At 36.7% G+C, this 19,557-nt stretch carries 16 protein-coding genes and 1 pseudogene; 3 read left to right on the top strand and 14 right to left on the bottom strand.

Annotated elements, in window-relative coordinates:
• Positions 1 to 347: 347 nt before the first annotated feature.
• Together fbp and BMX63_RS02905 are read right to left on the bottom strand one after the other, a co-directional pair.
• Positions 348 to 2,279 carry a fructose-1,6-bisphosphatase gene (gene fbp, locus BMX63_RS02910; protein ID WP_093131812.1) on the bottom strand — a complete coding sequence of 644 codons (1,932 nt, stop codon included), beginning with the start codon at positions 2,277 to 2,279 and terminating at the stop codon, positions 348 to 350.
• 58 nt (positions 2,280 to 2,337) lie between these two features.
• Positions 2,338 to 3,513, bottom strand: coding sequence for an acetyl-CoA C-acetyltransferase (locus BMX63_RS02905; RefSeq protein ID WP_093131810.1), 1,176 nt, complete (start codon positions 3,511 to 3,513; stop codon positions 2,338 to 2,340).
• Positions 3,514 to 3,768: 255 nt separating this feature from the next.
• On the opposite strand from BMX63_RS02905, the gene BMX63_RS02900 reads away from it, so the two are divergent.
• Positions 3,769 to 4,941, top strand: coding sequence for a hydroxymethylglutaryl-CoA synthase (locus BMX63_RS02900; protein WP_093131807.1), 1,173 nt, complete (start codon positions 3,769 to 3,771; stop codon positions 4,939 to 4,941).
• Positions 4,942 to 5,342: 401 nt separating this feature from the next.
• Here the strand turns inward: BMX63_RS02900 and BMX63_RS02895 are convergent.
• The 9 genes and pseudogenes from BMX63_RS02895 to BMX63_RS02855 all read right to left on the bottom strand — a co-directional run bounded on the left by BMX63_RS02895 (position 5,343) and on the right by BMX63_RS02855 (position 12,053).
• Positions 5,343 to 6,081 (bottom strand): annotated as a pseudogene (locus BMX63_RS02895) (alpha/beta fold hydrolase).
• 264 nt (positions 6,082 to 6,345) lie between these two features.
• Complete coding sequence (locus BMX63_RS02890) at positions 6,346 to 6,579, bottom strand: hypothetical protein (RefSeq protein ID WP_093131805.1); 234 nt, start codon at positions 6,577 to 6,579, stop codon at positions 6,346 to 6,348.
• Positions 6,580 to 6,696: 117 nt separating this feature from the next.
• On the bottom strand, positions 6,697 to 6,918 hold the full coding sequence (locus BMX63_RS02885; protein WP_093131803.1) for a hypothetical protein: 222 nt from the start codon (positions 6,916 to 6,918) through the stop codon (positions 6,697 to 6,699).
• A 166-nt stretch (positions 6,919 to 7,084) separates the two neighbouring features.
• On the bottom strand, positions 7,085 to 7,411 hold the full coding sequence (locus tag BMX63_RS02880; RefSeq protein ID WP_093131801.1) for a hypothetical protein: 327 nt from the start codon (positions 7,409 to 7,411) through the stop codon (positions 7,085 to 7,087).
• Positions 7,412 to 7,425: 14 nt separating this feature from the next.
• Complete coding sequence (locus BMX63_RS02875) at positions 7,426 to 7,926, bottom strand: HEAT repeat domain-containing protein (RefSeq protein WP_177167153.1); 501 nt, start codon at positions 7,924 to 7,926, stop codon at positions 7,426 to 7,428.
• A gap of 228 nt (positions 7,927 to 8,154) precedes the next feature.
• Positions 8,155 to 9,669 carry a glycine betaine uptake BCCT transporter gene (locus BMX63_RS02870; RefSeq protein WP_093131797.1) on the bottom strand — a complete coding sequence of 505 codons (1,515 nt, stop codon included), beginning with the start codon at positions 9,667 to 9,669 and terminating at the stop codon, positions 8,155 to 8,157.
• A gap of 347 nt (positions 9,670 to 10,016) precedes the next feature.
• Positions 10,017 to 10,742, bottom strand: a complete 726-nt coding sequence (locus tag BMX63_RS02865) for a polymer-forming cytoskeletal protein (RefSeq protein ID WP_177167152.1) — start codon at positions 10,740 to 10,742, stop codon at positions 10,017 to 10,019.
• Between the two features lie 18 nt (positions 10,743 to 10,760).
• Positions 10,761 to 11,417 carry a hypothetical protein gene (locus BMX63_RS02860; RefSeq protein ID WP_093131793.1) on the bottom strand — a complete coding sequence of 219 codons (657 nt, stop codon included), beginning with the start codon at positions 11,415 to 11,417 and terminating at the stop codon, positions 10,761 to 10,763.
• Positions 11,418 to 12,053 carry a YhbD family protein gene (locus BMX63_RS02855; RefSeq protein WP_093131791.1) on the bottom strand — a complete coding sequence of 212 codons (636 nt, stop codon included), beginning with the start codon at positions 12,051 to 12,053 and terminating at the stop codon, positions 11,418 to 11,420.
• A gap of 532 nt (positions 12,054 to 12,585) precedes the next feature.
• On the opposite strand from BMX63_RS02855, the gene BMX63_RS02850 reads away from it, so the two are divergent.
• A complete protein-coding gene (locus BMX63_RS02850; RefSeq protein ID WP_093131789.1) occupies positions 12,586 to 13,158 on the top strand; it encodes a CBO0543 family protein in 573 nt (190 codons plus the stop codon).
• Positions 13,159 to 13,195: 37 nt separating this feature from the next.
• Here the strand turns inward: BMX63_RS02850 and BMX63_RS02845 are convergent, their stop codons facing one another.
• Both BMX63_RS02845 and ltaS read right to left on the bottom strand, forming a co-directional pair.
• A complete protein-coding gene (locus BMX63_RS02845) occupies positions 13,196 to 14,488 on the bottom strand; it encodes a hydroxymethylglutaryl-CoA reductase, degradative (RefSeq protein ID WP_093131786.1) in 1,293 nt (430 codons plus the stop codon).
• Positions 14,489 to 14,715: 227 nt separating this feature from the next.
• Positions 14,716 to 16,698, bottom strand: coding sequence for a lipoteichoic acid synthase (ltaS, locus tag BMX63_RS02840; RefSeq protein ID WP_093131784.1), 1,983 nt, complete (start codon positions 16,696 to 16,698; stop codon positions 14,716 to 14,718).
• Between the two features lie 628 nt (positions 16,699 to 17,326).
• Here ltaS and BMX63_RS02835 point away from each other — a divergent pair.
• Positions 17,327 to 17,569 carry a Parvovirus coat protein VP1-like protein gene (locus BMX63_RS02835; RefSeq protein WP_093131782.1) on the top strand — a complete coding sequence of 81 codons (243 nt, stop codon included), beginning with the start codon at positions 17,327 to 17,329 and terminating at the stop codon, positions 17,567 to 17,569.
• A 582-nt stretch (positions 17,570 to 18,151) separates the two neighbouring features.
• Here the strand turns inward: BMX63_RS02835 and BMX63_RS02830 are convergent.
• On the bottom strand, positions 18,152 to 19,378 hold the full coding sequence (locus tag BMX63_RS02830; RefSeq protein ID WP_093131780.1) for a DUF4317 domain-containing protein: 1,227 nt from the start codon (positions 19,376 to 19,378) through the stop codon (positions 18,152 to 18,154).
• Between the last annotated feature and the right edge of the window lie 179 nt (positions 19,379 to 19,557).

Genomic DNA, 19,557 nt, shown 5'->3' with positions numbered 1-19,557 from the left:
ATTAAACCCTATTTTCCGGAATTGATTATGAGTTGCCATAATTGAGCATTTATAATATTTTTTCTGCCTATTGATTAGCTATTTACTCCTGTTTTGGAATTTTTTAATCCCCTTTTCAAAACTTTTAATCCCCTTTTTAAAAAGATTAAGCGGACATTTATACAATTCATCCTGTTATACACTTTTCCAAAGAAAAATTTCTTTTTTAATCTGATTTAACCTTAAATAAGCGACAATCTTCATTTTAAATCCACATGCCTAATCATTCATGCAAAGGTATAATCCCCAACAAACAAAAAACCTCACAAACGTTAATAAGTGGACATTTGTAAGGCTTATTGATCGGCTCAATTCATATAGCGATATTCCATCAGACTCTTCAAAATCGAAATTTCCTGTAATAACTCCTCTCCGGTATTCGTTTCTAATACCTTTTTTCTTTCTACTTCTTTATCCACCAGTCTTCTTACCGATAATACGTCCGTGCCATCTTGCAGCACAGCTTCTTTTGAATGGAAATGTTTGTGGGCAACGAGCTGCATCCCGTAGGAATTATACAATAATGTATATCCGGCAATTCCTGTTGTCGATTGATAAGCTTTTGAAAAGCCTCCATCAATGACAATCATCTTTCCGTTCGCTTTAATCGGATTTTCTCCGTCAATCTCTTTTACAGGGGTATGGCCATTGATGATATGCCCCTGCTCAGGATTAAGACCGAACTCAACTAAAATTTTACGGCACATTTCCTCATTTTCACGTAAATAATAGTATGGATTCTTTCGCTCTTTATGCGTTGCTTTGTCTTGAATAAAATATCTCTCAAAAGTGGTCATTTCCCTTTTCCCAAAGAGGGAGGAATATTCTCCTGTCCATAAATACCAGACCATATCCGTTGCAAGGTCATCGGTCACTTCAGGGTGGGCAAAAGCCTCGCGTAAATAGTGTTCAAAGATATCCAGCAATTCCCGCCCTGCGTAAGTTTGATTTTCAATACGCATGTTCTCCATATTTCCTTTTTGATCAACAGGGATACAGCCATGTATTAGCAAGTTCCCATTATACTTCAAATAAAGATTCCCTTTTTTCATGAGAAAATTCATATGTCTCGCTAACTTTTCCGAATGCTGGACAGAAAATAAGAGTCGATCCATCACCTGCTTCTCTTCCTCTAATAATTGGTCAGGCTGTTCGGGATTAACCGTAGCAAAGCAGGTATTTTCCAGCGGGTACGTATGCCCATGAATCGTGATTTCGTTTTGGTCATAATCGATTTTTTCCAGCAACAGTCTTTCGGACATATTAAAATACGGACGTCTTTTGATAATCGGCATTTCCAGTTTGAACTGAATCATCGCTATGGCTTGATGAATTTTCGTAATTTGCAGCTGCTCGGATTCAGATAGCCTTTTGTCGGATTGCCGCTTTGGTCTAAAAGCAGGATTATCGTCATAGTATTTTTCCGCAAGATTGAGAAGGGGTCTAAGATTGATGCCATACACATCTTCTATAATATCCAAATTATCATAGCGTGCACAGATCCGAATAATATTCGCCAGACAAACCTCGGATCCCGCAAAAGCACCTAGCCAGAGGACATCGTGATTGCCCCATTGAATATCAACAGAATGATAGTTAATCAGTGTATCCATAATTTTGTCAGGCTCCGGTCCCCGGTCATAAATGTCCCCCACGACATGAAGATGGTCAACAACTAATTGCTGTGTTGTGTAAGCAAGACCGGTTATGAGCTTATCAGCCTGAGCCAGGGAAATAATCTCCTGAATAATTTTAGTATAATACCGTTTCTTATTGGTAAATTCATCTGTCTTGTATAAAAGCTCTTCAATTATATAAACAAACTGCTGAGGCAATGCCTTTCGCACTTTTGACCGGGTATATTTCGATGAGGCATAGGCAATCAATTCAATCAAATGCTTAATGGTTTCCGTATACCATTCGTTTAATTCCTGTTTATTATCAAAATTATTTTTCATTAACTGTAATTTCTCTTCAGGATAATAGACTAAAGTCGCCATTTCATTGATTTCTTCCTCAGCTAATCGATCATTAAAAAGGCCTCTGATTTTCTCTTTTACTTTGCCTGAACCATTTCTTAACACATGCTGAAAGGCCTGATACTCCCCGTGTAAATCACTAACAAAGTGTTCGGTTCCCTTTGGCAGATTAAGGATGGCTTCAAGATTGATAATTTCCGTAACGACTTTCTCTTCACTATCATATCTTTGCGCTAATAAATCTAAAAATTTTTTGTCCAATAATCGCATCCCCTTTTTCCCTTTGTCATAGGCGGAACAGAGGGGCAACTCCCCTGTCCTATCTATTTATCTGCATGGAAATGCCAATCCCTCCACCGACACATAAGGAAGCGACTCCCCTATGAACATCCTGTTTTTGCATTTCGTATAAGAGTGTAACCAGAATTCTTGCCCCGCTTGCCCCGATTGGATGACCCAAAGCAATGGCGCCACCGTTTACATTGACCTTTTCCCTATTAAGCCCTAAGTCTCTTGTAACGGCAATGCTCTGAGAGGCAAAGGCTTCATTTAACTCAAACAAATCTATTTCCGTTGCATCCACACCTGTTTTATCAAAAAGTTTTTGTAAGGAGTAGTAAGGGGCATACCCCATAATCGAAGGGTCTATCCCTATTTCCGCATATCCATTGATCATCCCTAAGTAAGGAATCTTTCTTTCATCAGCCATTGATTTTTTCATCAAAATCAGACTGGCAGCTCCATCATTAATTCCTGAAGAATTCCCAGCTGTCACTGTACCATCTTCTACAAAAGCAGGTTTTAGTTTGGCTAAGCTTTCTAAACTTGCATCAGGACGGATATGTTCATCATCAGAAACAAGTTTTTCCCCTTTTCTCGTTTTCACTTTTACCGGAACGATTTCCTCTTTGAATCTACCATTATTCTGTGCAAAAGCTGCCTTTTTCTGTGACTCAAGGGCAAATTGATCCTGTTCCTCACGGGAGACACAATATTCTTCGGCAACTTTTTCAGCTGTTACGCCCATATGGACGTTTTCAAAAGCATCGGTCAGGCCATCCTTCACCATACTATCAACCATATGAGTATCCCCCATTTTTTGGCCAAAGCGATGATTCGGCGATAGATATGGAGCCTGGGACATATTTTCCGTTCCACCTACAGCGACGACATCAGCTTCCCCTAATTGGATGGCTTGAGCACCTAGGATAACGGATTTTAATCCTGAACCGCATACTTCATTAATGGTCATCGCCGGCACTTCATAAGGAATACCGGAATGAATAGCGATTTGTCGCGCCGAGTTTTGCCCAACACCCGCCTGTAATACATGGCCGAAAATCACACGATTTACCTCATCAGGTGAGAGGTTTGCTCGTTGCATGGCCTCCTGAAGTGCTGTTTTTCCAAGAGTGATCGCCGATATATTTTTCAAACTGCCCCCGAATGTTCCGATTGGCGTACGGGCAGCACCAACAATAACAACTTCTTCCATTTTATGCTCAGTCCTTTACTTTTGATATAATAGAAAAGATTAAATCTATTTCAATATAAACAGAGAAAAAATCTCAAAAATATGAAATTACCTTGTGTTTTTCATTTACTATCGTCTAAACAAGTATTATAGTTTTATTTGTAGTCGTTTACATGATTATATCATGGATGATACGAAGTTACATGTAACAAAATTTTAAATTTCAGCTACATTCTCTTACTTAAATTAATAAAAATAAAAAAGGTGGGACTAGATTTGCAAATAGGAATTGATAAAATAGGATTTTATACACCCCAAATGTATATAGATATGAACGAGCTGGCTGAAGCTAGAGACGTTGATCCAGCCAAATTTACAATTGGAATTGGACAGGAAAGAATGGCAGTTCCCCCCATTACTCAAGATGCCGTCACTTTAGCGGCCAACGCAGCATTAGAAATTTTAACAGACGAGGATAAACAACAGATTGATTATGTTATTTTTGCCACTGAATCTGGTATCGACCAATCAAAGGCTGCTGCAATTTATGTACATCGCCTATTAGGTCTAAACCCGAACGCCCGCTCAGTAGAAGTGAAAGAAGCCTGCTTCGGAGCGACTGCCGGTATCCAAATGGCAAAAGGTCATATTGCTTTACATCCTGAAAGCAAGGTACTGGTACTTGGTTCCGATATTTCCCGCTATGGTCTGAATACTGGTGGTGAAGTAACTCAGGGTGCTGGTGCTGTGGCGATGATCATCAGTGCAAACCCGCGCATTATGACTATCGATGAGCCAAGTGTATACCACACAGAAGACATCATGGATTTCTGGCGTCCGAATTATTCTGATGTTGCTTTTGTAGACGGGAAGTTTTCCAATGAGAAATATATCTCCTTTTTCCAGAATGTATGGGGGCAATATCAAACAAAAACAGAAATGGGATTAGCTGATTTCGATGCAATCTGCTTCCACATGCCTTATACAAAAATGGGCCTTAAGGCTTTAAAATCGATTTTTGACGAAGAAACCAACTCCGATCAGGACAGATTAATGGACCGTTATGAAATCAGCAAAACGTATAATAAACTGGTTGGCAATATATATACAGGAGCTTTATATTTAAGTCTTATCTCCTTGCTAGAATTAAACACGGACATCGAACCGGGTGCCAGAATTGGACTATATAGCTATGGATCAGGGGCCGTTGGTGAATTCTTCTCGGGGATTTTACAACCAGGCTACAAAGAGGTATTAAAAACAGCCCAACATCAGAAATTACTTGAAGAACGTAAAGCATTAAGTGTTGCAGAATATGAGGATATTTTCCAAGAAGGCTTGCCAACAGACGGTTCAAGCGTAACGTTACCAGTTGAAGAGGATCCTGCTGTTATTTGTCTCGGTGGTATTGAAAATCATAGTCGTCACTATGTGAATAAAAATAGGTGAAACCTCATTAACTAAAGCAGTATAGGAAAAGAAAATTGCTCATTTTACTGTATAATGTACAATCAGCATCATTTTTACGAAGAAATTGAACTGGCGCTTAGATACATAATTCGTATCTAAGCGTTTTTTCATGCAATAAAAAATTTTAAATTCAAGGCAATCTTCATTGCTGAGTATATTTAATCACAATGCCTAAGAACCCACAAAGTCCAAATCTAAGACTCAGAGTAGCTTTTGGATTTTCTTTTTGACAGTGATAGATGGACTTTTATGGACTTACTCTATTTAATTAACTCCATTGTACATTTTCAAATGAGATTACTTGATAAATAAACTCATCTGATGTTTACATGATAAATTTTATTAGACTTCATCCTTTTTATCCAGTTATTACTTGTCAACTAAATAAATTGTGTTAATAGTTGGTTAAACCTGTCACGTTTTTCCCAGAAAGGGCCATGACCACTATATTGAAACGGGACTAGCTGTGAATTTCTTATTTTTTGGTTTACCTCGTGAGCCTGTGCAAATGGAATAAGTAGGGGCATTCACTTTTGGAAGATCCACATCTAGCGTCTCATCTCCTAATGTAATAATAATAGCTGCTGTTGACCAACTTGCTGCCTGTAATCCCATTTGCAAAAACCAGTCCGAAAATGGTTTCGTAATATACTGAAAGAAAAAGGTATCGGTTACTCCCTGCATCATCTTCGGGCGGTCCTTTAGAGTTTCCGTAAGAAGTTAATTAGCCGTTTCTTTCGTAAATCCAGTTGGGACAGCCGCATCAATTAATACAAGGTTTGAGACTCCAATACCATTGTGACGAGACATATATCGAATCGCGATAGCCCCGCCGGTAGAGTGACCAACCAGAGTAAAATTGTTCAATTGAAGTGTACTAACTACTGCTCGGATATCATCGGCAAGTCTGTTAAAAGTATAGCCACTTATTGGTTTATCCGCATTTCCAAACCCTCTCCAGTCGATTGCAATTACAGCGATAACCCATAGCAGGTAGAACGTTAAACTGATAGTCAAACTGTTTATGGTTTAACGGCCAGCCATGTAAAAATACAATCGACTTTTTAGCCTCTGGGCGTATAACTTCACACCAGGCTCTACAGGAACAAAGTATCCCATAAATGATTCCCCCGTAGTTTTATTGGTTTTAACAATAAGATATTCATTTTTAAACCATAGGTGAGTACCTATGCTAGGTAGGGGAAACATAAAGGTTTATTGAAGTATCCCAAGACAAAATTCGCCGATATATACAAATAAATTATATGTAATTGATGAAAAACTTCTCATAAGATATTAAATTTGCTATTTTACTACTCTTCCAACTTAAAAAATTCCTGCCTGTTTCTGAAATACAAACCAATATATAATATATAACATTGTTTAATTCTTTTTCCCAAAACCTACAACTGAAAATAGTAGACCTACAAATACGAATAAGTATTCAAGGCCACCTAAATCTGAGTTATCATCAACAGCAATAATTCCACCAACTAAAATGAAACTTAATCCAAGTAGCATAAATTTTAGCCCTGATGTATCTTTTCCACTGACGATCAAAGAAATTAAGTAACCGACTAAAATGAATAGTAATAGTAAAGTAATAATTGCATTCATTGTTTCCACTCCCAATGTAATCTAAGTAAGTATTTTAAGTAAGTATTTTCTATAATTTTGCTTATTCCATTCTAATTCAACGAATGATCTTGTCAATAAAAGATATGAATATGATAATCAAAATAAAGGATGAGGAAAGGCGAATCCAAAAAAACTCATTTTTTCATAGATATCTGGTTCCTTTTTAAACATCCAACGCATTCCAAACAAATAGCTTTCTTTTGGATTTATAATTGACCAAATTAACATCGCTACAAATGGTACACCTAATACAATATTGAAGAACCACTCGACAAATGGCTGTGGCGATAAATCTGGAATTGCCTTTTCGCTATACATTTTTTATACCACCAATTTAAAAATCCCTGTAAAATCACACAAAATATTAAAATTGGTTTATTCACCATTCGCTCCCTCGCCCCCAAATTCCCACCGAGACGAAATATCCTGACATTATCCGATAAACCTGCCTCATAGGAAGGACATCTTACTTTTTTAACTCCTGTTAAGAGTCCATTTTAATAGCCAATTTACCAAACAATTCAGGTTCTTTCTTTCTAACTTTATTTAAATTTGAATGGATTGCTTTTTTTACCTTATACCGCTCATCATTTAGAAGTGTTATTATTATTCCTTCTGCACGAACGATATACTTCATTCCCTCAGCAGACGAGAAAATCTTGGCTAAATTCCACCTTGCATTTTCATCATTTATCACTATCCACTTATTTAATCTACCTAATACTTTATCTGGGTAATATCGAAGTAGACCATCCCCAATTGCAAATTGCCCCAGGTTTTTCTTCACATAAGGATCTCTGTCAGTTAACAATAACTCTACAATATCTAATAACGGTTCACCGAATTCCTCTTTTCTTCGTTTTCCGCATACATTGCAGCTAGAACAGCTGCCCTCCTGACATTTCCCGAATGATCATTTGTCCAATTCCTTATATCCTTATAAAATTGATCAAAATGATTAGTAAGTACATGACCACAAGCACCAGCAGCCCATTCTCTAACTTCCCAATTTTCATCATTGGCAAGTGTCCTAAGTATGTTGGAAGTCTGGGAAGGATCTTCATGATAAACCGTAGAAAGTAATGATGTTGCAATTTCCCTACCTGTAACATCTTTAACCATTGCAAGTTGTATTGCAATATCCTTTAACCGTATTTGGTCTTTCACATTAGAAATAACATAATTAATCGCTTTCCTTTTCACAGGCGTTTTTGGGGTATTACGAGATCCCGTTCCCAATTTTTTTAGAGTTTCGATTGCTTTTATGAAATGATGATTTAAAAGATCGTTTAAAAATGTTTCTAAAACCTCATTACTATTATTCATACAATGTTCACCCCACAATGATATCGGATATACATTTACTTCAACAAAAAAGAGCATTAACCTTTTTTGGTTAACGCCCCTGTTTGTAACATTATCTTTTTGTGAACACTCTTATGAATCATTAACTGCAGCCCACTCCCAACTATTCCTCGACTCCTTCAAATAAACAAGTGAAAGAATATAAAACTTTCATTTATTGTCAATCATAAGCCGATAATGGCTGCTACATCAATTTTTCTTCTGCTTAATCTTGCCGATTCCCAGTTCTTTTCCTTCTTTATAAATTGACTTAATGAAGCTAATACACATAAAGAACATGATGACAGAGAACGGTAACGCAGCTATTATCATGGTATTTTGTAAAGCTTGGAGTCCTCCCGTGTAGAGAAGAGCTAGTGCGGTAGCAGAAAGAAGCACACCCCATGTCAATTTTACCGTTTTCCCTGGATCACCTGTACCGCCGGTTGTCATTAATCCCAACACAAATGTTCCAGAATCGGCGGATGTGATAAAGAATGTACTAATGAGCAAAATGGCTACAATAGATGCAACTAACCCTAATGGGAATTCCGAAAACACACCGAATAGTGACTCTTCAGTTGCTAGTTTCGATATCTCGGCTACACCTGTGTGCTCAAGATGAATCGCTGTTCCACCAAATGTAGCAAACCATAGGAAACCCACAATGGATGGAACGATTAAAACCGTAAAGACAAATTCCCGTATGGAACGTCCTTTTGAAACACGAGCAATAAAAATCCCCACAAAAGGAGACCATGCAATCCACCAAGCCCAGTAGAAAATCGTCCATGATTTAATCCACTCACGCGTTTCTTCATTCAATGGCGCTATACGAAAACTCATCTGCGGTAAGTGTTGTATATAAGAGCCAATGGAGTTTGTAAAAAGATTTAAGATAAATAAGGTTGGCCCCAAAATGAAAATGAGAAGAAATAGAAGACCTGCTAATCCCATGTTAGCATTACTCAAAATTTTGATACCTTTCCCTAATCCCGTCCAGGCAGAGATCATAAAAAGAACCGTTACAATAACGATAATAATTAATTGTATGAAAAAGTTACTCGGAATATCGAACAAAAAAGCCAATCCACCATTGATTTGAACCGCACCAAAACCAAGAGTAGTTGCAACCCCAATAACAGTCGCGATAACAGCGAAAATATCGATTACTTTTCCTGACGTTCCTCTTGCTGCATCGCCAATAACAGGTTCCAAAGTTGCACTAATAAGACCTGGCTTGTCATGTCTGTAATTGAAATAGGCTAAAACCAGAGCTACTATTCCATAAATCGCCCAGGCGTGAATTCCCCAGTGGAAATAGGTGAAACGCAGCGCGTCCTTTATAGCTTGATCAGTTCCAGTTTCCAAGGTCGGTGAACTAACGGCGTAGTGACTGATTGGCTCAGCCGTTCCCCAGAACACAAGACCAATTCCCATCCCTGCACTGAAAAGCATCGCAATCCAGCTCGGTCTGGAAAACTCGGGTTTTTCCCCTTGCTTTCCTAATTTAATTTTACCAAGTGGCGTGACTAAGAATACCAAGGCAACTAGGACAAAAATTGTAACAATAATTAGGTAGTACCAGCCTAGCTTACTCGCTATAAAAGCTTGCACATTCGTGGTGATGTTCTCTAAAGCCTTAGGCCACACAACTCCGAGAATCACCAGTACCAGCATAATCCCTGCCGATATTTTAAATACAGTCGAGAATTTAGTAAGCATAACATAAAGACCCCTTTCTGCAACCAGGGTTAACCCGAGAGTTCATTATGATGTTATTATTTTTTAGAACGCTCGAATTTATACGTTAAGATCGGGAGGATGAAGTATGTGGCGCTCTTGCCTTGATGGGAGTGGACTTTTGGTAGGTGTGAGCGGCTTTTCTTTCAATTAAAATTATAAAACCTGCTCCTTAAATTTTGAGAGCAGGCATGGACAATTAACCTTGATCTTTTTTCAACCTTCCTAATTCCGTGTACAATCATAAATCCATCCATGGCTTACAAGAGGTTTATGACTATCACAGCTGCCTGGCTAGGAAACCATAAATCTAACCAAATCTCCATAAATTATAGTTTCTTATATTTATCTACGACCGCCTTCTCCGATACTTGCAGATTACTGCTATACTCTATATATTCAACCTCACACCCAGGACCAATCTCTACTGTATTTCCACGGACAACTTTCGCCTTAGTATATTCTAGTTTAACCACATCACCTTCAATGAGATTTGCATGTAATTCTTTACTCAACGTTTTAATCAACTTATCCAAATGAAGAATGGGATACCGGTTTCTTTTTACCGTGATCATTTCCCCGCCAATTTCTTTCACGGATGATTTCCCATGTAAGGTTATCGCAACTTGATCTGCATTTAGCAACCCATCAATTGTAAAGGCTCCATTGAACTCTGCTTTCTCCACTTCACAATCACCAGCTATCTTAAGAATTCCTTCAAGGAAAATGTCGTCACCTTTTAAAAATTGCTTCAATCGTGTATGCCCTTTGATTTCCATGCTCCGAAAAAGTGTATTTCCTTCTATCGTTGAATCCCCATGTATATTGATCTCATCAGAAGAGAAATTCCCCTGTATATTTGTACTTCCGTTGATGACAGTGTACTGAGACGTGATATCCCCATCTATTTTTGCAGAACCATTACACTCAAAATCTTTACATTCTACATCTCCATTTATTGTTCCATTGCCGTTGATTGCAACCTTTATGAAGGAACCACCTCTTGTTTCACTATTTCCAGATAGAACTAAATCTCCTTTTGTTTCTCGAGTCATCATAAATCCCTCCAATCGTTAAATTTGATTTACATGAAAAATATTTTTTGAATTCTTTTCCTTATTTGTAAAGGTAGACCTGTATTCTACTTTTTCAATATGACAACCTGGACCGATTTCAACGTCATTACCTCTAACTATTTTTGCTGTGGTGTGCTCTAGATAAATGCTATCTCCTTCTATCACCTCTGCTTCAAGGGTATAAGATTTCTTCAGGATGCTTTTGCTTTTGATCATAATCTTCTCACCACCAATTTCACCGACACTACTAGGAGCAACTTGTAAATTAACCAATAAATCACCAACATTTAATAACCCAGTGATCGTAAAGCCCCCTTTAAGGTCCATTTTTTCAAGCTCTACATTCCCAGAACAATGAACAAATCCTCTCATATCAAGAGTATTTGCTTTCACCGACTGCTTAACATTTAACTCACCAGTACCTTTTATTGTATGACTGTTTAATTCTTCATCAACATTCAGCTTCCCAGTCACTTGCACTTGTTCCTTTGTCGCATTTCCTTTCACACGACATTCTCCAATAATTTTTGTGTGTTGAGAATAAACATCTCCGGAAATTTCCACTTGTCCTGTAACTTTAATCTTATCGTAATCTCCACCTGGATAGCTTCCGTTTCCTAAAACTTTTAACCGTATGTCTTTTTCCTTTGTCATTTAAAAACCCCCTGTTACTAAGGAATTCAGTAGTTTATCCAATTCTGTTTCAATGTCCAATAACACAGCCACTTTCGTTTTCTCATCAACATATAAGTCATCTGGATTGGTAACAAGTAACACGGTTACAACTCCCATTTTTCTTAACACCACTAATGAAGCACGCTTTTCCTCTAGCTTAGGAAAATGGTCATGTAATGTTTGAATGATTTGCTTTCCTTCTTCCCATCCAACCTCTCCTGTCTCCAAAGATTTATCAAAAAGATACAAATATAGTGATGTTTGGAAGGTAATCGTATCCAGTTCACCGAATTGCTCTTCAAAAATAGTAACAGCATTGCTCGAAACAATGTTTCGTTCTATGAAGTCCTTCTTTGATATTTTTATGTCCTTCTTTTTTGGAGATAAAGCATTTGCTAATTCATCCAGTGATAAATGATCTTTTAATTCTTTAATTCTGTTAATTCTTTCAATCATTTTCTCCTTTGGAAAAAACGTTTCTTGTCCAGTAAACGTTGATTTTCTAATAAACCAATCGTCCGGGATTAACTTTTTCCTCTTCCAACGGTAGAGCTGTCCGTAAGTTATGTCCGTTTGCTCTAACAAGTCTTTTTTCGAGATTAATCCTTCATCCATTGTCTTCACTCCTTAAACATAACGTAACATAACACTGTTACATTGTAAAGCTGCTAAATTCCTCTTTAAAAAGAATAACTCCCTGCTTACTTATTAAATACCTGAGAGGATTTGGCTGGTTAGGTTAAATAGTAACTTGATTAGGTTTTGATAAAGATTGAAAACTTCAAATAAAAAGGAAGAACCTACTTTTACTAGAGCTTTGTGTTTTTCGCCGTTTTCATTGATTGTCACATTTCACTTTAATACCAATATAAACTGGCATTCCCCAAATAATAAGGGCTAATAAATCTGCCTAAACTTATCAAAAAATAAGTTATTGAAGGGGCTGAAAGATGTAAACTTTTAGGTCAGTCTAATGTGTATTCCTTTGTTGAAAATACTAACTCGGGGGGCCTTTTTCCTTATTACATAATAAAATAATATTATTAAATACTATTTAATATTGGAAAAGTTTTTTGATTACAGCAGTAATGATTACAAAAACGAAGACGGTCTTAGCTGTATTAGTAAACCTGTTAAGGAGGAAACCATGTCTTATCCATCTTTTGACGAAATCCTGAATTTACAGTACAAATTAACCGATTTCAGATTACAATATTGGGTTGAACATGACTTATTTACATGGCAGTGGTGGTTATTAGCCATTATGCTTATTTTACCCTGGTTTCTATGGTACAAAATCATTCCAAAGGAAAGAAAGGCAGAAGTTTTGTCATACGGGCTTTTACTGGGACTTCTGACAAGTCAAATGGATGAAGTTGGTATTACAAGTGGTGCCTGGGCTTATCCTTATCAATTAACACAATTAAACAGAGGACTAAACCCTTATAACTTCGCCCTTATTCCCGTCTTCTATATGATTGTTTATTACTATTACCCTAAGTGGAAACACTTTATTATTGGAAATGTTGTTATCGCTATACTTGCAACTTTTGTAGTCGAACCTATCTTAATTAGTATGGGCATTTATAAACTTTTACATTGGAAATTAATATACTCGTTTCCAATATATATATTACTTCCCATAGTATTTCGAATTTTTCATTATTATTTAATTGAACAACACAAAATGGAAACCAAAAAATCAACAAAACCAACGTGAAGAGTTACCCACAAAAAGAAAGGACTATTGGATTGGTTTACTGCTCTCTTAAATCCTTTAACATTTCCTTAGCCGTATTTAAGTCCATCTTTTTACTCTGTCTAAGTTTCTCACTAACGACTTCAATTTCTGTCCCTGTTGCACCAGCACTAATGGCTAACGATTTCGCGTGTAGTTTCATATGTCCTTTTTGAATACCTTCTGTAACAAGAGCTTTTATTGCAGAAAGATTTTGTCCAAGTCCAGCTGATACAATAATGGACTCTAATCCCTTCGCGTTTTCATAGCCCATTAATCTTTTAGTAAACTGAGCAGCAGGATGAATGCTTATTTGACCACCGACAGCCCCAACAGGAAGAGGAAGGGTTAAACGACCAATTAATTCACCATTTTCTCCCTTTTCCCAGGTTGACAGGGAACGATATTGTCCAGATCGTGCTGCATACGCATGAGCCCCTGCTTCAATGGCACGCCAATCATTACCAGATGCAATGACAACTGCATCAACTCCATTCATAATACCTTTATTGTGCGTAACTGCACGGTAAGGATCAGCATATGCAAATTGGGTGGCTTCAATGATTCGGTCCCGAACTTCTTCTCCTGAAAACTCTCCTTTTTCCAAAAGGGAGAGGGGAATACGGCATTCTGCAGTAGCGAGACAATCCGTTGCATAGTTCGACAAGATGCCCATTAATGCTTTTCCATTTGTAATCTCTTCTAAATACGGTTTGATTGCCTCAACCATAGTGTCAATGATATTTGCCCCCATCGCTTCCAATGTTTCAATATGAAGATGAACCACCAGAAAAGAAGGAATATTGTTCTGTTCATCTGCAGGTAAGACACGAACAAGTAAGTCCTTTGCTCCACCCCCACGTTTTACAATGGAAGACTTGGATTCATTAGCGATTTGTAAAATATTTGCTTTGTGTTCCATTATAATGTTTTCTGCATCTTCTAAGTTAGGAATATCCTTTAAGGCAACTTGTCCAATCATCCTGCGTTCTTCTATGGATGTATGGAATCCTCCTGCTTTGTTGATGATTTTAGCTGCTGAACTTGCAGCTGCAACCACAGATGGCTCCTCAATCGCCATAGGGACAGCATATTCCTTGCCATTAATGAGAAAATTAAGGGCAGCACCAAGAGGAAGCTCATACTTCCCAATCTGGTTTTCAATCATATTGTCTGCCACATCTTCAGGTATAGATAAACCATCTCTTAAAAGAGCAGCATCATCCTCATGAATGACCCCAGCTAATACTAATGCCCCAATTCTCTCAGAACGATTTTTTTGATAAAACTTATGTAAATATTTATTCTCCATACTTCCCCTCCTATAGGTATAAATTCCTCATCCTACATTATCTTTTTATAGTGAATTTCTGTTTAGTTGCTTTTATTCGTATATGGGAAGAAAAAACAGAAATAAAGAGTTGGCTAAATTCCTAGTTAGCGCTATCATTTTCTTCTGACTTCTATATGTATTTTAGCATATGAACATCCCGAAGAATAACTTTCAGGAAAAAACGACAGGTGCCAGGCACCTGTCGTTTATTTTGAATCTTGTTTATCAGTTGGTTCTTCCTTTTCATCCTTTGTATCTACAGCTTCACCTTTTTCAGGATACGTATAATCATTTGGATTTACAGGTTCCCATTCTTTATTCGGGGTATAGAAACGAAGTAAGTCACCGTTTAATACTTTATCCGAAAGTTCCAGCTCATGCATAACGGTTTCTCTCTTCTTCAACATTTCTTCAGTTGGTTCCGAAATCTTTTCCTTCGTTTCATTATCATAATAGGTTCCATTAACGTAGCTGTATTTATCTGTTATAAAGTCACCATTTCGAAATGGTACAAACTCTTTATGATCTTTAGAGAATAAATCTGTTCCAAATGTAATATAATCCTGTGCCTTAATACCTAAAAGGTGTAACAATGTTGGCATAACATCTGTCTGGCCGGAATATTCATGATTCACACCTTGGCCATCTACTCCAGGAATTTTAATCATATATGGAACACGTTGTAATTCAGCATTCTTTAATGGAGTAATTTCTTCACCTATTATTTCCTTCATTGCCCGATTATGATTTTCTGAAATACCGTAGTGGTCCCCATAAATCATAATAACTGAGTCTTCATACAAGCCAGCTTCTTTTAAATCATCAAAGAACTGTTTCAATGCTTCATCTAGATAACGAGCTGTCTGGAAGTATCGGTCAACCGAACCATCTCCTGTTTCAGCAGGCGCAATTGTTGTATCCTCTTCATTAATCAAATATGGATGATGATGAGTTAATGTAATCATATGCGCATAAAATGGCTGTTCCAAGTTTTCAAGATATGGCATCGATTGCTCAAAGAATGGTTTATCCTTCAAACCATAGTTAATGACATTCTCAGGGCTCATATCATAGTAACTATCATAATAGAATTTATTAACACCTAATTCTTTATAAATTTTGTCCCGATTCCAGAACGATTTACCATCCCCATGGAAAACAGCACTAGTGTATCCCTCTTGCTGATCCATAATTGCCGGTAAAGCCTGATACGTATTATTTGCCTTCGTTGAAAATGCAGAGCCATTTGGGAGTCCATATAAGGAGTTATCCATTATTAGCTCTCCATCAGCTGTTTTTCCTTGCCCCGTTTGATGGAAGAAGTTATCAAAGTAAGTAAAGTCCTTACTCTTATCATGAACAAGCGAATTTAAAAATGGTGTTACTTCTTCCCCATGTAACTTATAGTCAATAAGAAAGGATTGGAAAGATTCTAAATGGATTTTAATAACGTTTTTTCCTTTTGCCACTCCAAAAAGCTCTTCATTCGGCTGTGCATATTTAGCCTTTGTATAGTTTTGGACCTCTGTAATATCATTACTATCAGCTAAAACACGCTGTGCTGAATTTTCAACATTTTGAGCAGCATCATATACCATAAAATTATACATGCCCAGATATTTCACAAGGTAGTTTCTGTCAAAGGTACGTTCCAATAGCTGCGGGCGATCTGCTTCTGCCAGACTAAGATTAACGCCAAATACGATAACACCCGTGATTAATATAGCCATTGCTTTACGGACTTGCAAACGTTCCATTGACCAGTTAGATTTCACTCCGCGGTAGAGGAAAAATAATAGTGCAATATCTACTAAATAAAGAAAATCATATGGTGCCATCAAGTCTTTAATGCTACCGCCAAGACTACCAAAGTTGTCTGTTTGCATTAATGTAGCAATCGTAATAAAGTCGCTATTGAATCGATAATAAACAACGTTAGCATATAAAATAAAGCTCATTAGCGTATAAATAATAAGGATTCGTCTTCCAACTTTATTGCCTTTTGAGAATAATGCCAGTCCTAAAACAATTAATCCAGAACTTAGAGGATTAAAGAATAATAGGAACTCCTGCATGGGTCCACTTACACCAAGATTAAATTCTGATTTATAAATTACATACGTTTTTAGCCAAAAAAGAAGTACAGCAATTGAGAAGAAACCCATCTTCGTGGATAATATCTTCTTCATTTTTTTCACCTCATAGGATGTTTTATTAATTGTTTCATAGATTAAAATTTTATATCTTGAACAGCTTAATGTCAACTTTATTCTTCAAAAAATTTATAGATTCCACATGGTATTTATTCCCTCTTTCATTACACCTTTTCTAGAATGCTGAATATAAGAGGAAACAATCCAGTCAAGATAAAAATTCTAATGTAAGAACAGATGTTATTTCCAACTTTATGATTAAGCTTGTCTTTAAATGATACTTCTTAATGGAAAATAAGAGGTAGTACTTCTTCGATTTTAATTTTGTCCCTTTTTAGGTGATACAAGTGTTGGATCATTATATCATAATCATCTTCTTTTACATCAGGATAATCATGTATTTTATCCTGTATATATCTTAATTCTAAAGGTAATTCCTTCTTTATCCATAATGTTTCTCCTCTAAGGTAAAAACAATAATTTTTCTATTATTATAACTAAGGAATGTAAAAACCTATCAATTTATAAACCTAGTATCATCATATTCACTTAAGAAACCCTTAACCCCTTTTTGGGGATAACAATCTGTGTTTCTGTCCATTGCGCAAAATTTCTTCTAACATAAATTAAAGTAAAAAATGAAAAGTTAGAGGAGGAAAAAATTATGCCATGCTTACCCGGCTATCGCTACTGTGGCCCTGGATGTATAGGCCCGGGAACACCAGTAAATCAGCTTGATGTTTTCTGTATGCAGCACGATACCTGTTATCGAAGTAATGGCAATAGAAGATTATGTGATGATGTATTCTTAAGACAGCTGCATCCCTATACTTATCGGAGAGATAAATTAGGTAAAGATGCAAGACTCATGTATCAGGCTATATCACTTAAAAAAAAATGGTTTTAATCATAAAACGACTATTCCTTACATTCATCCTTTCGTTCATGCGATTTTTTCCCTGACTTTTGATATTATTCCTTCTACTACTCCCATTACTTTTATATATACGTAATTCAATATCCTGAACGTTTTTATCCTTTTCTCCCATATTCTCATTAAACTAGCGAATCATAGCGAAAATGTCTTATAAAATTACTTACTTAAGGGATGCTTTTAATCAGCATCCCTTTTGACTTACGCCAATCATATAAGTGTTTATATAGGAATTGGCTTTAATTTCGTCCTCCCCTGGTATTAGATTTCCCTTTTCCTCTTTTTTGTTCATCAGGTATTCTGTCCTTATCCTTTCTTTGTTTCTTCGGTGCATGAGAGTCTTTAACCATGTTTTGCCCTCCGTTACTTAATGATGTATGGAGTCTTGCTGCTATTTTAGCAACATTAACCAGTCTTAGCCTGACCGTAATAAATTGAATTATTCAAATACCTTATTTGGTTTTTCACATTAAAAAAACCCTCATATGCGTAAAATAACAACACATGAGGGCTTAACGGTTTCCTGTAGGACGGATCCTAAAATATTTTATGAAATTATTCAGATTCGCTCTCTGCTTGACTCTCTTCTGTCTTGTCTTTGGTTTTTGTATCTCCAAACAAACCTTCTGGAATCATTTCAAAGCCATCTATAACCGTATTTTCTTCTACTTCAATCATTAAGTAAAGCTTACCGTTCATCTCGACCTGGCGAACATATCTTAGGTCTTGTGGACTAACGGAAATATCAGCCGCTTTCGTTTTGACTTTAATGGACTTTGACGAATATTTCGGAATGATGTTACTTGCTTTTACCTCATATTTTTCATCATCCATGACACTCTTAAACGCTGTTTCCACTTTTTCCTGATTAACATCTTCAACTCCACTGCTCTTTAAGACTTTTTCTACATCTTTGTAATCTAGCTTTGGTGTATCTTCTTCCTCTTCATTCTCTTCTATGACACGTTGAACTTCATCATAAACATTCGACAGTGTAGACGTATTCATTTGATTACCTACTACGTTTTTTACAACTTCCTCAAAAACAAATTTTTCCTCTTCTGCTGTTATAATTTCTTCTGCATTTATTACTTCTTCAATGAAGTGATAATTCAATTCATTCCCTTTTCCAGCCGAATAAAGGATATGGTTAACATCTGAAGCGTTGTCCGTAATGGAAGGGAACAGAAACCCTGATAGGGGAGCTTTCAAATCAATTATGGGATCTACAGCAATATTGTACTTAAATTCCTTTTCCACATAGTCAAACAGTAATTCTTTTTTCGGATCCTGGGTTTTGTTCATACTGCATAAGATAAAAGGATGGGAATAGACCGTATCCCGCTCGCTTTCCTCAGACTCTTCACTTCGTTTTTTCATCGGTTTCTGATATTCTCCTCGAATAAAGGTCACGACAATATCCATTTCATACTGCTTATCCTTAAGCATTTTTTCTACGATTTGAACCATGTGACTTGTCCATTCATCGGTATCATGGCTTAATAATCCCTGATGAAGAATAAGCTGACTGCTATTTTCCACATTACGCTGAAACTTTAATTCAAATAATTTCTCATCCAATTGACCGGAAAGAACTTTTTTGAAATTGTTCATAAACAGCTCTTTCTGTTCCTCTTCCAGCATTTCAAAGGGTAAGCTTTGATAATGATAAATTTCGCTGGATTCCTTCATTATGTACACATTAAAAATCTCACTAATTTGTAACAGATCATTATTTACTTTAAATTGTTTTCGAATATTGGCGATATCTTTCTTGTTCAATTTTGTTCCACTCCTTGGTGCCTGTCACCACCCGAATTTTGTCGAAAATAGGCTGATAACTTTATCTTGCATACAGGACTCCTATTTTACACCCCTTCTTCTTTCGTGTACATCCTAGTTTAAATATCTTACTAAATTCCGTATAGTAACAATGAATTTTAGGAGTGCAAATTATTTTT

The sequence above is a fragment of the Salinibacillus kushneri genome (genome assembly GCF_900111405.1).
Taxonomy (GTDB): Bacteria; Bacillota; Bacilli; order Bacillales; family Alkalibacillaceae; genus Salinibacillus; species Salinibacillus kushneri.
This window is presented reverse-complemented; position numbering and strand designations above follow the sequence as displayed.